General features: G+C 65.9%; 9 protein-coding genes and 1 pseudogene. 8 read left to right on the forward strand and 2 right to left on the reverse strand.

What is annotated here, in order from left to right; translation table 11 throughout:
• The 5 genes from QE452_RS01725 to QE452_RS01745 all read left to right on the forward strand — a co-directional run bounded on the left by QE452_RS01725 (position 1) and on the right by QE452_RS01745 (position 9,828).
• Positions 1 to 1,416 carry a HAMP domain-containing sensor histidine kinase gene (locus tag QE452_RS01725; protein WP_309658415.1) on the forward strand — a complete coding sequence of 472 codons (1,416 nt, stop codon included), beginning with the start codon at positions 1 to 3 and terminating at the stop codon, positions 1,414 to 1,416.
• 218 nt (positions 1,417 to 1,634) lie between these two features.
• Positions 1,635 to 4,757 (forward strand): TonB-dependent receptor domain-containing protein, encoded by a 3,123-nt coding sequence (locus QE452_RS01730; RefSeq protein ID WP_309658416.1) that lies wholly within the window; start codon positions 1,635 to 1,637, stop codon positions 4,755 to 4,757.
• Positions 4,758 to 4,832: 75 nt separating this feature from the next.
• Positions 4,833 to 5,507, forward strand: coding sequence for a response regulator transcription factor (locus QE452_RS01735; RefSeq protein ID WP_309658417.1), 675 nt, complete (start codon positions 4,833 to 4,835; stop codon positions 5,505 to 5,507).
• 68 nt (positions 5,508 to 5,575) lie between these two features.
• A complete protein-coding gene (locus QE452_RS01740) occupies positions 5,576 to 6,580 on the forward strand; it encodes a MoxR family ATPase (RefSeq protein WP_309658418.1) in 1,005 nt (334 codons plus the stop codon).
• Between the two features lie 536 nt (positions 6,581 to 7,116).
• The gene (locus QE452_RS01745; RefSeq protein WP_309658419.1) at positions 7,117 to 9,828 is read left to right on the forward strand and encodes a TonB-dependent receptor; all 2,712 of its coding nucleotides are present in this window, start codon (positions 7,117 to 7,119) and stop codon (positions 9,826 to 9,828) included.
• Here the strand turns inward: QE452_RS01745 and QE452_RS01750 are convergent.
• On the reverse strand, positions 9,806 to 10,540 hold the full coding sequence (locus QE452_RS01750; RefSeq protein ID WP_309658420.1) for a phosphatase PAP2 family protein: 735 nt from the start codon (positions 10,538 to 10,540) through the stop codon (positions 9,806 to 9,808). The genes QE452_RS01745 and QE452_RS01750 overlap by 23 nt on opposite strands.
• A 250-nt stretch (positions 10,541 to 10,790) precedes the next feature.
• Between QE452_RS01750 and QE452_RS01755 the strand changes: the two genes are divergently transcribed.
• The 3 genes from QE452_RS01755 to QE452_RS01765 all read left to right on the forward strand — a co-directional run bounded on the left by QE452_RS01755 (position 10,791) and on the right by QE452_RS01765 (position 15,174).
• On the forward strand, positions 10,791 to 13,502 hold the full coding sequence (locus QE452_RS01755) for a TonB-dependent receptor (RefSeq protein WP_309658421.1): 2,712 nt from the start codon (positions 10,791 to 10,793) through the stop codon (positions 13,500 to 13,502).
• Between the two features lie 182 nt (positions 13,503 to 13,684).
• Positions 13,685 to 14,185 (forward strand): sigma-70 family RNA polymerase sigma factor, encoded by a 501-nt coding sequence (locus QE452_RS01760; protein ID WP_309658422.1) that lies wholly within the window; start codon positions 13,685 to 13,687, stop codon positions 14,183 to 14,185.
• The gene (locus QE452_RS01765) at positions 14,182 to 15,174 is read left to right on the forward strand and encodes a FecR domain-containing protein (protein ID WP_309658423.1); all 993 of its coding nucleotides are present in this window, start codon (positions 14,182 to 14,184) and stop codon (positions 15,172 to 15,174) included. Before QE452_RS01760 ends, QE452_RS01765 begins: the two co-directional genes overlap by 4 nt.
• A 40-nt stretch (positions 15,175 to 15,214) precedes the next feature.
• On the opposite strand, the pseudogene QE452_RS01770 reads toward QE452_RS01765, so the two are convergent.
• Positions 15,215 to 16,342, reverse strand: a pseudogene (locus QE452_RS01770) (IS3 family transposase); the annotation flags it as partial.
• Positions 16,343 to 16,762: the final 420 nt, after the last annotated feature.

A 16,762-nucleotide genomic window follows, 5' to 3' on the forward strand; every position in this document is an offset into this window, starting at 1 on the left:
GTGACGAGCGGCGTGGGATTGGTGCGGCGCATCTGGGACTGGCGCAAGTCGATGTTCGCGCAGATGCTGCTGCTGACCTCGATCTTCCTGGGCTGGGGCCTGTATGCCTTCGTGATCCGGCCGTTCGCCAGCCTGCCGGTTCATCTGGAGCAGCCGCCGCCGCTTCAAGCGACGGAAGGGAAATTGCGCGGCACGATCGCCAGCTTCATCCGGTCCGTGGGCACCGACCCATCCGGTGCCGGCGATCTCGCGCGCGACCCCTTCATCCGCAAGATCGAGGCGCGCAACCCGGACTTCCGTTTCTATGTCCGGGTGGGAGACCGGGCATTCGGCAACGGCCCGTCCGCCTTCTTCCGGCGGTTCGGTTTCGACGCGGTGGAACGGGTTCATCGCGCCCTGGACGATCCCAGCGTCTGCACCCAGGCGGAAAAGATCATGAAGCGGAAGGAGGGCGACGACTATCTCAGCTTCACCATGTGCAAGGATCTGACCTTTTACGAATATCGCAACCTGCGCCGCCCGGTCATCGTCGAGACCGCCGGCATGGGGGCGCAGGGCAAATGGCTGTCCGCGTTCAGCGGCAATTTCCTGTTGGCGGCGGGCGGGGTCTTTTCGATCTTCGCGCTGATCTTCTCGCTACACATCTGGTCGATCCGGCGCGTGGCCCGGCTGGCGCGGTCGATCGACCCGCAGCGCCTGGATACGCTGCTGCCCGAAAAGGGGGTCGCCAGCGAGATCCTGCCGCTGGTCCGCGCGGTCAATTACCTGATCGGGCAGGTCAATGCGGCACAGCGCCGATCCACCTTCTTCCTGTCGGCCGCCGCCCATGAAATGCGGACCCCGCTGGCGGTGCTGCGCACCCGTCTGGAATTGATGGAGGACGGGCAGCAGAAGGACAAGCTGATCGGCGACGTGCGCCGGCTGACCAAGCTGGTCAACCAGTTGCTGACGCTGATGAGCATCGGCAACCGCCGCGACGTGACCGGCTTCACCGATCTGGTCGCCTCCGCCGCCAAGGTGCTCGGCGACCGCGCGCCGGTCGCCGATCAGGCCGATGTCATGCTGATGCTCGACACCGAGGTGGAGCATTTCGAAGTTCCCGGTGATGCGACGCTGATCGAATCGGCGATCGCCAATCTGGTCGACAATGCGATATCCTTCGCGCCCGCCGGCACGACGGTCCGGCTGGTCGTGGCAGCCGACGGGCGGATCACGGTGCGCGACCAGGGGCCGGGCTTCGGCGACATGGACCCCGAGGCCCTGTTCGAGCCCTTTGCCCGTCCCGTGTCCGCCCGGCGCGGTTATGGGCTGGGGCTGGCGATCGTGGCGGCCATCGTCCGGCTGCATGGCGGGACCCGGGGCGCGCGTAACGCGGCGGGCGGCGGCGCGGAGTTTTTCATCACCTTCGCGCAATGAGATGGTTTCGGCGCTTCGATGCGCCCGACGCGGTCATGGAATTTCACATCCGCATCATATTTCGACATTAATAATCTATTACTGCAAGGTTGGTGCAAGCCTCCTCCCTCAGTCTGGCCTCGTTACGGGGCAGCGTTCTCGCACCGGAGGCCCAGGCGATAGACCCGGACCCCACAAGCCGAGCGCTGACGATCATAGTATCTATGGGGGGTACGATCATGAAAAAGTCAGCCTTTTTGAAGGCATGTTCGCTGGTCGCGTATTTCGCGGCGACCGGAACCGCAGCGGCCCAGCAGGGCCAGACCACGCCGAAGACGTCGAACCCGGCCGAAAGCCTGGTCGGGACCGTGCCCGTCCCCCAGAACAGCGACGCCGCCGAAGAGGAAAAGGCGCGCAGGAATGCCGAGCGCGAAGAGGCGCCCGCCGCCAAGGTCGGAAAGCCGGAGGCGCGCGCCGACGAGGCCGAACTGCGCCGTTACCAGGATCCGGTCATCCGCAAGACCAAGGGCAGCGACGACATCCTCGTCACCGGCAGTCGCCTGCGCGACGGTGACCAGACCACTCGCCTGACCGTCATCGACGCCAAGGAAATCCGCGACCGCGGCGTCACCACGGTCGAGGAACTGGTGCGCACCCTGCCGCAGAACGTCGCGACGATCGGTGCGATCACCAATGACCGTGGCAAGGGACCTCTGTCCGCCGCCGTCGGGCCGGGCGGTACCAGGATCCTGTCCGATGTCGGTGGCCTGGGCCTTTCCGCGGCCAATCTGGGCGGTGTCGGGGCGGGCAATACGCTGATCCTGGTCAACGGTCGTCGCATCGCGGGCGCGGCTGGCATCGAACAGGGCTATGCCAATCTCAACGGTATCCCGCTTAGCGCGATCGAGCGCGTGGAAATCAGCACCGGTGGTCAGGCGGCCATCTATGGCGCGGATGCTTTGGGTGGAGTCATCAACTTCATCCTCAAGAAAAATTATGTGGGGACCACCATCTCGGCCACCCGCAGGGAAACCAGCTCGGGGGCCCGCGACACGCGCATCAGCCTCTATTCGGGGCGGGCCTGGGGCAGCGGCAGCCTGTCGGGCAGCCTGGAATTCGGCGCGACCGAACCGATCGAGAATGCCAGGACCGGATATGTGACGAACAATTATTCGTCGCTTTTCGGCGGTGTCACGATGTTCGATCGTCGATCGTTCGCGTCCGGCACCCAGCCCGGCACCGCCACCCAGCCCGCGGTCCTGGACCCGACGACATTCCAGCAAATCTCGCCGGAAATCGGCCTGACCGTGCCCAAGGGCTTTTCCGGAGCGCCCAAGCGTTCCGACCTGATCCAGGCCGACCTGGCCTCCCGCCGCGATTATATCCGCGAATTCGCCGGGCCAAGCACCCGGACGGTCAGCGGCACCCTGTCCTTCAACCAGAACATCACCGACCGGTTGAGCGTCTTCGGCACCGGCCTCTACACCCGCGCCAAGAACAGGCAGCAAAGCGCGATCTTCGGCGGCATCGGCATCGACCTGGCGCCGGGCCAATATTACAATCCCTTTCCCGCCTTCGGCCTGAACCGCTTTTCCTATGCCAGCCGGGTCAACTATTATCCGGAAAGCGAACTGGCGGACGGCACCCTGAAGCCGGGCGATGTCAGAAACCGGGTCGTAAACTGGAACGTCAACGGCGGCGTCAGTTATGACTTCGGCAAGGCCGCCAAGATCCAGCTCCTTTACACCAAGTCGAAAAGTTCGTCCGAGGGGTCGGGGAACCAGATCGGGCCGGTCAGCCTCGTCAGCTTCGCGCGGAACCCCAATTCGCCGACGGGGTATTCCTGCTACAACTTCCAGCTCGCCAACAATCGCGTCCCGCTCAACCAGCGCGCGGCCTATCAGGCGGCGTTCGATCGGCAATGCCAGGCGGTAACCAGCAACGACCCGAATATCGCCTTCAATCCCTGGAAGAGCACGACCAATGGCGGTGGTGCGCCGATTTCGACCTTCTTCTTCCCCTATGTCGTCGATGACCTGGGTAGCTCGCTGAGCAATATCGAGGCTCGCGTGAATGGCGAGCTGCTGGCATTGCCCGCCGGGGGGCTGACCTATGCCGCCGGCGCCGAATATTCCCGCAGCGGCCTGAAGAGCACGACAATCAGCAATATCGCCGGGCCCGATCCCTCGACGAAGCGCTACGCCTTCTTCGCGGAGGTGAACCTGCCCATCCTCGGACGTGGCTATGACCTGCCGCTGGCAAAGCGCCTGACCTTCAACATGGCGCTGCGTCGCGACGTCAACAGCAGTGTGGGGGCGATCGGGACGGTCAACGGCACGGCCGTGGATGATGGCGGACAGATCATCTACGGCAAGAACGAGTTCGCCCGTACGACCCCCGCCTGGGGCGTATTGTGGTCGCCGACCAACACGATCGATATCCGCGCCAGATTCACGCGCGGGTTCAAGGCCCCGCCGCCGACCCAGCTCTATTCCGTCTCGGGGATGCAGCAGTTCCAGACGATCATCACCGACGATCCGCTGTATAAGTGCACCACGGACTGCATACGCAACCGCCCGACATCCTATTTTGTGCCGGCGGTGCAGGGCCCCAACCCCAATTTGCGGCCGGAGACCTCGCGCCAGCAGGTCTACAGCATATCATGGTTGCCGACCGGCATGCTGTCCGGCCTGAACCTTGCGATCACCTATAACCGCAATCGCATCTTCAACCAGTTCGCGACGATCACCGAACTGTACAATCTCACCCCGGCCGCCCAGGTCCTCGCATTGTCGCAATTCTATCCGCGTGCGGCGAACGGCAAGGTGCTGCGGTTGAACAACATGCGGTACAATGTCATCGGTTCGAACTTCGAATCGATGACGTATGAGGCCAGTTACCTGTTCTCGACAGGCATCGGTACGTTCCAGCCCAAGCTGATCTATCTGGACAATATGGTGGCCGAACGGACCGGCCTGACCAGCAACCAGAAGATCGACCTGCGCGGCCGTATCCTGGGCGTGGACAAGTACAAGGTCGTCGGATCGCTGCAATGGAACGTCGGCAAGGTCAGCACGAATGTCTTCGTCTACCATACGCCCAGCTATCTGAACGACTATTACTCCAATTATGCGGCAGGGGTGCAGACCAACCCGGAATGGATCCGGCGCGTTGATCCGCTGACCACGGTGGATCTGTCGGTGTCCTGGCTTGTCTCCAACCATCTGAACCTGCAATTTGCAGGCCGCAATATCCTGAAGGCGCGTGCGCCGTTCACGGTGGTCGACAACCTGCCCTATGACACGGCGCGCTATGATCTGGCGGGACGCAGCCTTCAGTTGACGGCGCGTCTGACCTTCTGACGATCGCGGGTCGGCGGGGGCACCCTGTCCCCGCCGACCTCGCCTTCGGCCATCCGGTCGTATAGGCGGGGGGCGATGAGATTGCTGCTCGTGGAAGATGACGGCGATGTGGCCGAAACGCTGACCGCCTATCTGGAGCGGCAGGGGTTCGTCGTCGACCGCGCCGATACGCTGGCGATGGCGCAGGATGCGCTGCTCGACAATGAGTTCGACCTGGTCCTGCTCGACCGGTTGCTGCCGGACGGCGACGGGGTTTCGCTCATCGGCTATGCCCAGGCGCACAAACGGCCGCAGCGTTTCCTGCTGCTGTCCGCGCTCGCCGGGATCGACGACAAGGTGACGGGCCTGGAACTGGGCGCGCACGACTATATCGCCAAGCCGTTCGAGCCGCGCGAGCTGGTGGCGCGCATCCGCGTGGCGATGCGGCACGACCTGCACAAGACGCGCGAGATGCGCCGCTTCGGCCCCATCCTCCACGATGTCGAGGGCGGCGGCTTCTTCGTCAACGACGCCCCCATGTCGCTCCGCCGGTCCGAGGCGCTGGTGCTAGCCACGCTGATGATGCGGGACGGGGCGCTCGTCCGGCGCGATACGCTGGAGATGCGGGTGTATGGCTATGACAAGTTCGTCAACGGCAACTCGTTGGAATCGATCATCTCGCGGCTGCGCAAGGCGCTGGCCACCAAGACCGGGGCGGTGAAGATCCTGTCGGTGCGCGGCGTCGGCTATCAATTGGTCGAGAGCGACTGACATGCAAGGCTGGTGCAAGCCCGGCATGTCACCCCTTGGCGCAGTCCCTTCTGTCGAGCCCCTTATCCATGCAGATGATTGATCAGGCCCAGGTCGCGCGTGAACAGGCGGCGGAGTTTCGGACGGTGTTCCGCGCCATCCGCGATCAGGTCCGCCGGATGATGGTGGGCCAGCAGGATGTGATCGACGGCGTGCTGACCGCGCTGATGGCGGGCGGGCACGTCCTGCTCGAAGGCGTGCCGGGGCTGGGCAAGACGATGCTGATCAACTCGATCAGCCGTGCGGTCGACCTGCCCTTCTCGCGCATCCAGTTCACGCCCGACATGATGCCCGCCGATATCATCGGCACCACCATGCTGACCGAGGCCGAGGGCGGCGGTCACGAACTGACCTTCCAGCAGGGGCCGATCGTCGCCAATCTCGTGCTGGCCGACGAGATTAACCGCGCCACGCCCAAGACGCAGTCGGCGCTGCTCGAGGTGATGCAGGAGCGGCAGGTCACGGTCGGTCGCCGCACCCTGAAGATGCCCGAGCCCTTTTGCGTGATGGCGACCCAGAATCCGGTCGACCAGGAGGGCACCTATCCGCTGCCCGAGGCGCAGCTCGACCGGTTCCTGTTCAAGCTGCTCGTCGGCTATCCGACCGAGGCGGAATATCACGCGATCATCGACCGGACGACCGGCGGCGAAGCCGTGGCGATCGACCCGGTGACCGATGCGGCGACGCTGTGCCGCCTGCGCGAGGTGGTGCGGCAGGTGCCGGTGCCGGAAGTGGCCAAGGGCTATGCCATCCGCCTGGTGATGGCGACCCAGCCCGGCAGCGCCTACGCCCCGGAATCGGTGCAGCGCGGCGTGGCGCTGGGGGCGTCCCCACGCGGCGTGCAGGGCCTGATCCTGGCGGCGAAGGTCCAGTGCCTGCTCGACGACCGCTTCGCCGTCAGTTGCGACGATATCGCCGCCATCGCGCGTCCCGTCCTGCGCCACCGGGTGATCGTCAACTATCAGGCGATGGCGCGGGGCGACGGGATCGAGACCCTGATCGACGACATCCTCAAGGCCGTGCAGCCCGCCTGACGGGCGCGTCCAGCCGATCGCGCGTGGGGAGCGGGCCGCCGAACGGAGGCGGCGCCGTGCGCTGGACGACAGGACGCGCAAGGACGACATCCAGTGTCGGGGTTGGCGACCGTCAGGGGCGGATCGCGGGCCGCGACGCGATGCTGCCGCGCGCCATCCTGGCGTCCCGGACGCCGGCTGCGGCAGTTCCCGAAGCTGAAGGGAAATGGCGCACCCGAGGTGAAAGTGATGGGCATTCGGATCATTGGACCATCCGGGCGCCGCGATCCATGTGGAGGCCGTCATGCGCACTATTGCGGTTGCAGGGCCGGCCGGCCAACGATCCAGGGCGTGGACGCGCCTCACCTGTTGGGGGGCTGACTTCGGGCTTACACATTCAGCGTTTATCATCCGCTCGTCTGCACGATGCATGATCCATGCATGCTGGGTTGAGCCGCCTCACGTAGCAGGAGATGCGAGCGGTACGGGGGGCAAGTGACGGCCGCGATGTGCGAACGACCGGTCCGATGGCGGCGGTCCGGCGAATGACAATGCTGATGGCGATGACCCTGTCGGCTGGGCAGGACGATCCGCGGCTGGTCGTGGACTTGCCGCCCGGCGCGGTGGCGATCGCGCTGGACCGGCTTTCGCGGCAGGCGGGGCAGGCGGTGGTCGCGCGTCCGGCCGATCTGGCGGGACGGCGCGCGCCGCGCGTGACGGGGACGATGCGGCTGTCGGCCGCGCTCGATCGCCTGTGTCGCCCGGCGGGGCTGTCCTGTCGCCGTTTGCCGGGCGGAATCGTCGTCCGTGTCGCCACGGCGGTGCCGGGCTCACGCTCTCACCGTGAGCGGGCGGCCGTTCCGGGTCCGGCCCTTGCTCGTCCGCTTGTACCGCCGACCGCCGGAACCGGCGAGGAACTGATCGTCACGGGGCGGCGCGGCGCGGGCGAGCAGGACGCACGCGATCGCAGCTATTCCGCCTCGCATCTGGACGGCGTCGAACTGGCGGTCCGCGCGCCGCAAAGCATGGCGGAGATCATGTCGGGCCTCCCCGGCCTATGGGTCGATCGCTCCGCCGGAGTCGCGGCCAACACCATTCGCGTGCGGGGGATACCACTGGACGGCTATCAGGCGATCGCCGTGCAGGAGGATGGATTGCCGGTGCAGCACGATACGCTGCCCTGGACCGATATCGATCAGTTCGTCCGCCCCGATCTGATGGTCGAATCGGTCGATTACGTGCGCGGCGGGCCGTCCACGATCTTCGCCAGCAATGCCCCCGGTGGCGTCCTGAACCTGCGCACCCGCGCACCGGCGCGTCGGGCGGGGGGTGCGATGCGGGCGACGCTGACCGATTACGGCCTGACCCGGTGGGAGGGCTATGCGACCGGCCCGATCGCGCCGGGCTGGCGCGCGATCGTCGGCGGCATGGTGGCGCGCGATCCATCGGTACGGCGCATCGCCTCGACCCTGGGGGGCGGGCAGGTCCGGGCGCGCGTCGATCACGATCTGGATGGTGGCGGCCAACTGACGCTGGCGCTCCATGCCCTGGCCGACGACACGCTCAACATCTCGTCCTTTCCGATGCGCTATGCGGGGGGCAGGCTTTCGCCCCTCGCCGGATTCGATCCGCGTCGCGACAGCTTCTTCGGTCCCGAATTCACCACATCGCGGTTCGCCGTTCTGGGCGCGCGTCCGCTGGCGCGGAACAACCGGAACCGGTTGATCGTGCCCTCGCTGGCCTGGACCCGACCCTGGGCGGATGGCCGGCTGACGCTGCGGGCGCATTATCGCGCATCCCGGACCGAGCGCTATGCGCTGTCCTCCTCGGGCAGCGCCATACCCGCCACGGCTGCGGTCGCCGAGGCGCGCGACCGCCTTTTGGCTGCGTTCCCCGACGCCGAACGCGTCGCCTTGCGCCATGCCCGCGACGCCAGCGCCTTCACGCCGCTGCTCGACAATGATCGGGTGATGGTGCTGAATCCCGTCGCCGCCGATGTACGCTTGCGCGAGGCGCTGGCCGACCTGTCCTACACGCGCGTGCTGGAGGCTGCGGGTCGCCATGAGTTGACCGCCGGCGTCTACACGGTCGGCTATGACTGGAATTTCCGCCGCGCGGTCGCGCGCGCGCTGGTCGAGGCACGAGGGCAGGGCCGGCGGCTCGATCTGGTCGCGCTCGATGCCGCCGGCCGCGTGGTCGGCGCCGCCACGCAGGACGGGCGGCTCAGCACCGGATCGACCTATGAGGCGCTGATGGGGCGGCAGCGGATGGTGGCGCTCTATGCCGCCGATGAATGTCGGCTGGCCGATCGCTGGCGGCTCGACTGGGGGCTGCGGCACGAGGGGGTGCGCCTGTCCGCGCGGGTCGAGCGGCCGGCGATCGTCGATGGCGGCGATCCGGGCACGCTGGCCGACGATCGGATCGCGGTCGGGTCGGGGCAGTGGGACAAGCGGCAGTGGCGGCGGGGGCGGACGGCGGCGACGCTGGCGCTCCACTGGCGCGTCGGCGACGATCTGGGCGCGTTCGTCCGCGCCACGCGGGCGATGCGGATGCCCGATCCCGGCACGTTCCGTATCGGTAGCGGCGACCGCCCGCGCGCCGTGACGGTGGAACAGGCGGAACTGGGCCTGACCTGGCGGCGCGGCGGCGCCGGGTTGGACGCGACCCTGTTCGACAGCCGCTTTCCCGATATCGCCTTGCCCGACCTGTCGGTCGACCCCGTCAGCGGCACGGTGCGGGTCGGGCAGCATGATGCGGTCGCCCGGACACGCGGACTGGAGGTCAGCGGATATGCCGTTCCCGCGCCCGGCGTCACCCTGCGCGCGACCGCGACATGGCAGGACCCGCGATTGCAGGCCTATCGCATCGACAGCGTGACCGGGGACGGAAGCGGGGTGACGACGACCGACCTCAGCGGTCGCCACCCGCGTCGGGTGCCACGGGTCATGGCCAATCTGTCCGCCAGCGTGGCGGTGCCGGGAAGCGCGATCACGCTGAACGGCAATGTTTCCGCCATGGGAGGGCGCTTCGCCGATGACGCCAACAGTGTGGCATTGCCGGCCTTCGCGCTAGTCGATCTCGGCGGCAGCTGGACCGCGACATCTCGGCTGACCGTTCGCCTGCGCGCGACCAACCTGTTTGACCGGATCGCGGTAATGCAGGGCGATGCGCTGGGTGGAGAGATCCGGGCGAGCGCGACGGACGGAGTCATCACCGTCCGCGCGCAGCAGGGGCGTGTCGTGACGCTCAGCGCGGACTGGGGCTGGTGAGCCCCCGGCGATAGGCCGCCAGTTCGTCGGCCGCCGCCGCCATGTCGCGCCGGAACAGCGGGTCGGCCTGTTCGCGCGCCATCAGCGCGCTGGCCGCAATATACCCGCCCTCGACCGCGCTCTGCGTATGCGATCCGCAGATATAGCGGCTTTCGCCATAGGTTCGGCCGCGTTCCAGGATCTGTTGCGCCCGGCCGGGGATCAACTCGGCCATCAGCAACGCGAAGCCCCAGCCATGGGCGGTATGGCCCGAGGGATAGTCGCCATTCGCCACCAGCCCCGCCGTGCGCGGCTCGCAGATTGGCAGATCGGTGCCGATGAACGGGCGGGGGGATTGCCAATGCGCCTTCGCCGCACCGACTGCCGCCGAACGGTCCGCATCGAACCGCGCGATCAGGGCGCGGGTCAGCGGTAAGCGGCCCCAGTCGGGACGAAAGCCTAGCGCCTCGGCGAAGCGCGCGCCCAGATCGCTGGAGACATCGGCGGTCGCGAGATCCCACCGGGCCGTGCCGAGCAGGCGGCGGGTGTCGCGAAACACCTGCGCATCGGCGTTGGCGCGTGGCGTGCCCGGTGCGGGCGGGCCGGGCAGGATGCGGGTCAGGTCCGGCGCCTGCCCAGCCGCCAGATAGCCCCCGGACTCCTTCGCCATGGCCGCCGACGGCGTCGACATGATCGACATGACCGATGCGGTCGTCGCAGCAATCCGAACCATGGCACGCATATCCTGTCCCTTCCCGAAGCCAAGCATGTCGACAGGAAGAGTAAGGATCGACGCGAACGGGGACAATGGTCAGTCATTCCCGACAACTGCCGACAAAAGCAAATGCCGCTGTAATAGAAATGCCATAACTGTCTTAAAACTTTTACAAATCTCTTTGTCCCCGATTGATCGGGATCGCCGTCTTCCCTCGCGATCGCTTGCCCGGCCGGGCGAGTGAAACATCATTGGGGGGTATCGGAACATGAACATCAACAAGGCACTGCTGCTGGCATCGGGCGCGCTCTTCGCCGCGCAACCCGCGATGGCGCAAAGCCAGGCGCAGGACAGCCCGGTCGAGGCTGGCGAGGATATCGTCGTCACGGGCTATCGAACCAGCCTGGCCCAGGCGCGCGACTCGAAGCGCGACGCGACGATCATCAAGGATTCGATCTCGGCCTCGGACATCGCGGCCTTTCCCGACCTCAATCTCGCCGAAGCGCTCCAGCGCCTGCCGGGCGTCGCGATCAACCGTGAGGCGGGGGAGGGCCGCCGGATCAGCCTGCGCGGCCTGGGGCCGGACTTCACCCGCGTCCAGCTCGACGGCATGGAGGTGCTGGGCAACGTCGACTCACCGCAGGACAGCCGTGGCCAGACGACGCGTGACCGCGCCTTCGACTTCAACCTCTTCGCCGCCGAACTGTTCAACCATGTCGATGTCGAGAAGTCGTACCAGGCCCAGCAGACCGAGGGCGGCCTGGCCGGCACGGTCGGCCTCTTCACCGCACGCCCCTTCGACTATAAGGGTACCAAGATCGCGCTGTCGGCGCAGGGGGGCACCAACACGCTCACCCGCGATTTTCAGCCGCGTCTGACCGGCCTTTTCTCGAAGAATTGGGGCAATTTCGGCATTTTGGTGTCCGGTGCCTATAGCCGTCGCAACACCCGCGAAGAGGGTTTCGACACCTATCGCTGGCGCCGCAACAAGGCGAACGGCAGCAACATCAGCGGTCTGACCGCCGCCGAACAGGCGAAGATCAATTCCGGCAACCTGCTGTTCGCGCGCGGCAACCGCCTGTCGGTGTGGGACAGCAAGCAGGAGCGGATCGGCCTGACCTCGTCTATCCAGTGGGCGCCGACCGACAAGGTCCATGTCACGCTGGACGGATTGTATGGCCAGTTCAAGGGCGACCGGTTCGAGACCCATCTGGCCTCGCGCGGCGGCGGCAGCTCGACCTGGCTGGGCGGCGGGGAGACGTTCGCGGGCACCGTCTATCCCAATTCGCGGGTCAACGCGATCCAGTGGAACGACCGCAACGAGGTCGTCTATCTCGACGTGTCGGGCGGCAAGGCCGCGACCGAAACGCGCGTTCAGAACACCCGGAACATCTTCAAGCAGGTCGTGCTCAGCGGCGATGCCGAACTGGTCGACGGGCTGACCTTCACCTGGCTGGGCGGGGTCGAGCGTTCGCGCTACGACATGCCCGTCAACGACAAGTTCACGCTGGAAGGCTTTGGCGACGTCATCTCCGACTATCGCGGCGGCACCTATTCCCTGGTCAACACCTACAAGTTCAACACGGCCGACCCCAATTTCTGGCATGCCAAGCGCCTGTACGTAAACAACACGTTCCAGGATTCGGCGTTCGACAACCTCAAGGGACGTTTCGACTACAAACTCTCGCCCGACGACACGATCAGCGTCGGGGGCGAATGGCGGCGCTTCTCCAATGGCGGCTACTATGCCGAACAGGACAATATCCTGACCAGCGGCTTCGTATCCGGCAAGGTCAACGCCAATCCCAGCGCCTATGCGCAGACCTATACCGGCTATCCGGGCCAGGAGTGGACGATCGTAGACTTCCCCAAGATGCTCCAGACGCTGGGCATCAACCGTGCGCAATATCTGACCAGCCCGGTGGGCGTCTATGCGGTCGAGGAGCGGACGGCGGCGGGCTTCGTCCAATATGACTGGAACCATATGCTGGGGGGCGTCCCCTTCCGTGGCAATATCGGCGCACGCTATTACCACACGACGGTCACCTCGGACGGGACGGCCAATGTCGGGCCGATCACGGTGCGCGGCGCTTATGAGGGCGTGCTGCCCGCCGCCAACCTCATCCTCGAACTGGATCGTGGGCTGATGTTGCGCTTCGCGGCATCGAAGAACATCAACCGGCCGGCGCTCGGCGCGCTGGCGGTCAACGGTTCCGTCACCAACGACAACGGCAATGTGACCGTGTCGATCGGCAACCCCAACCTGCGTCCCTACAAGTCGAACGACTACGACATTTCGGCCGAATATTATTTCGGATCGGTCGGCTATGTCGCGGCCGCATTGTTCTACAAGAATCTGGACGGCTATATCTCGACCCAGACGATCAACGGCGTACCCTATTCGCAGACGGGGCTGCCCGACAATCTCTATCCGGGCGTGACCGGTTCGACGATCGTGGATAGCTATTCGCGCCCGGTCAACCTCGCCAAGACCGACCTATTCGGGATCGAATTGTCCGGCCAGACTGATTTCAAGTTCCTGCCCGCGCCCTTCGACCGGCTGGGGACGGCGATGAACCTCACCTATGTCGACTCGCGGCTGGACTATTCGAAGATCTACCAGGGCAGCATTCCGACGACGCTGGAGGGCCTGAGCAGATATAACGCCAATGTCACCCTCTATTATCAGGACAAGGCGTTCGACGCTCGCGTCTCGGCCAATTACCGCAGCGGCTATATCTTCAGCGCGTCGCCGGTGCTGACCGCGCTCGGGCCGGATCAGGACGTGACCGGGTTCGAGGGCACCGTCTATGTCGATATGTCCGCGCATTATGCGATCACGAAGAACGTCCAGCTGACGCTGAACGGCATCAACCTGACCAACCAGCGCGAGCGGCAATATTCCAACAGCACGCGCCGGCTGTATGTCGTGACCCGGTCGGGCACCACGCTGCTGGGCGGCGTTCGCGTCACCTTCTGACGCCGGAGCTCTCCATGCCACCGGGGAGCCTTGCCATCCTGCCGCCGCGGGATATCCGGGCTCCCGCCGCGCCGACCTCTGACGGGGTCGGCGCGTCCGTTCTTGCCTGACTTGTTCTTTCCATGGGAATGTCCCCGGATGCGCCATCGCGCCCTCTTCCCGGACAGCAGCACGTGACCGGCATGGCCGAATGGGCCGTGGCGGGGCGTGACCGTCTGCTGACCTATGTCCGCAGGCGGGTTCGTGACCCCGAACAGGCGGAGGATATCGTGCAGGAAGCCATCATGCGGGTGATCGAACAGGAAGGCAGGCAAGTGATCGAACAGCCACTTGCCTATGCCTTTCGCGTCGCCGATTCCGTCCTGTACAACCGGGCGCGGCGTAGCCCGGCGGATCATGGACCGGTCGACCCCGAACTCGCCTGCGCCTTGCCGCTGGCCGACCAGATTCTCGACTATCGCCAGCGATATGACCGTTTCCGCGAGGCGCTGGCCCAATTGCCGCCGCAACGCCGCGCGGTATTCGTCGCCCGTCATCTGGAGGGGCTGTCCCGTCAGGAGATCGCCAATTCAATGGGGATCAGCGTGGAGGCGGTGAAGAAGCATCTGGTCCGCGCCATGGTCGATCTGGCGGTTTGCGTGGACGATGGTGTGCGCCCGTCGACGGGCGGAGGACGCGCATGAGCGATCAGGTCATCGACGAAGCCGCCGACTGGGCGGACCGGTTGGACAGTCTGTCGGCCGAGGAGCGCCGGTCGCTGAGCGAGTGGCTGGACCAGTCGCCCGAGCATCGTGCCGCCCTGGCGCGCATGGTCGAGGCGCTCGGCGATCCCGCGCTGTTCGCGGCTGCCGAAGAGGCCCGGGCCACAACCGTGCCGCCGTTGCCCCCCGCCACGCCGTCGCGGGGCGATCCGCGCGGACGTCCGCATGGTGTACGCCGTCCCGGGCGCAAGCTGGCGATCGGACTGGCGGCGGGACTGGCGGGGCTGGTCGCCGCGCCGGTGCTGTGGCATCGCGCCGTACCGGACGTGGTGGTGACCCACGAATATGCCAGCGCGGTGGGTCAGCCGCGGCAGGTCGCGCTGCCCGACGGATCGACCATGGCGCTCGATGCCGGCTCGCATGTGAGGATCGCCTTTTCGAACACGGGTCGGTCGGTCGACATGCGGGCGGGCGCGGCGCGCTTCGACGTGCGGCACGATGTCGACCGTCCGTTCGCGGTGGCCACGCCGGAGGGCCGCATGACCGCGCTCGGCACCGATTTCATCGTTGATCGCGGCCCGGGCCAGAGTGAACTACGCGTCTTTCGCGGACGCGTGCGGCTGGAGGTCGCGGGGCTGCCCTCCACCGTCGTGACCGCCGGGCAATGGGCGGAAGCGAGCGCGCGGCGGATCACGGTGCATCGCTTCGATCCGGATCATTACCAGGGATGGCAGGATCGCTGGCTGGAGGGGGACTCGATCCGGCTGGGAGACGCGATCGCGCGGCTCAACCGCTACAGCGATACGCCGATCCGACTGGCCGATCCCGCGCTGGCGGACGAGCGGGTCAATGGCCGCTTCCGGCTGGATCGGCCGGGCGAGAGCCTGTCGCTGATCGGCGAACTGCTCGACCTGTCGGTGCAGTCGGAAAAGGATGGCGCGCGCGTGATCGCGCGATCGTCCGGGCATTGATAGCAATATGATGGCCCCCGTTTTGGTGGTCACGGGTTTCGGCCATGTTGCGTTCGGCCTGTTCCGGGTCCTGTATCCGAGAGCGGAGTGTATCCGCCGGCGGCTGTCATAACCCTCGACATACGCGAACAGATCACGTCTGGCATACTCGCGGGTCGCCCATCCCCGCGGGTGAACCAGTTCGACCTTGAGCGTGTGGAAGAAGCTTTCCATGGGCGCTTTGCCGTAGCAGCAAGCGGTTCGGCTTATTGATGGCCTGGCCTTCATCGCAGTGAGTTGCTTGCCGTACGCCTCCGATGCGTACTGGTCGCCGCGCATCGACCAGCCGACGATCTTGCAGATCGGCAGGTCAAGCACGGCGGCGAGATTCAACCACTCTCTACTGGCTTTTCAACGATGCTTCGCATCGTTCGAACCTTGGTCGGTTCCGCCCTCTCCGGTCGCGCTGTGAGTTATGTCGTCGAGCCAGACGCCATTGGGCGCCTCGGCGATAAACTTTCGGTTCAGCAGGTTCGGCGCGACCATTAGATGGTGGAGGTCATCGCTGGCGCATGGCGGAACCTGCGACCGACGAGGGCACGGATGCCGAGATGCCGCATCAGATGCTTGACACGGCCTCGGCTCGCCGTTTTGCCTTCCGCGCGCAGCGCGGCATGCATCCTGGGGCTGCCGTAGCGCCCATGGTACTCGCCAAGACGACGACGGACATTGCCTAGCAGCTTGCGGTTCGCCGCGGATCGCGCGCGCTCCGGACGGCAGCGCCATGCGTAATAGCCGCTGGCCAAGACCTTGAGGATCCGGCACATCAGCCGGACCGGCTACCGGCCGGCGTGATCGCGGATGAAGTCGAAGTTCATCCCGGCACCTCCGCAAAGATGCCGATCGCTTTTTTAAGCACGTCGCGCTTCATGCGCGTGCGGTCCAGTTTACCCATCAGCCACGCGATCTCCGACGCCTGGTCCGCCAGCGACGGCAGTGGCAATGCGCGGGCGTCGCTGCCCTTGACCGCGCCGTGCCGCCACGGATCATCGCCCGCCGATCTCGTAACATCGATGGCGATATTCTGGCCTCGGTCGCCACCTGCATTAGCGGTCGCCCGCTGCTTTCCAGCAGAGCAACCGTCTTCCGCTTGAACTTCGGGGGAAAACTCCCGCCTCGTCTTTGGCATTGCACACATCCATCCCTTACGGGCTTAGCAAAGGTGACCACCGAGCCGGGGATCATCAGGAACGGCTGACCGCGCTTCTCCAGACATGGCTGGATCGGTCGATAACTGCCGTCGCGGAGCGCGTCGCCGAACTGAAGCGACTCGGCACCCGGTTGACCCAGCTCGATGGTGAGAGCGCCCGAGTGATCAAGCTGGTCGGGCTCGAGATGCTCAGCCTGCACGACTCGCAGGTCGCCACCGAACCCGGCAATATCCGCGCGCAAAAAGGCCGGCACGCAGGCCGACATCGTAGTCCTCGAACGGCAATTCGATGCAGGCGGTCGGCGAATCACGCCTGCGGTCATCGCCCGGTTCGGCGATCGCGACGTGCGGATCACGGGGCGAAACGCGATGCTGGAACGGGCCATCATGGCATCCCAG

The sequence above is a fragment of the Sphingomonas sp. SORGH_AS_0438 genome, assembly GCF_031453475.1.
GTDB lineage: Bacteria > Pseudomonadota > Alphaproteobacteria > Sphingomonadales > Sphingomonadaceae > Sphingomonas.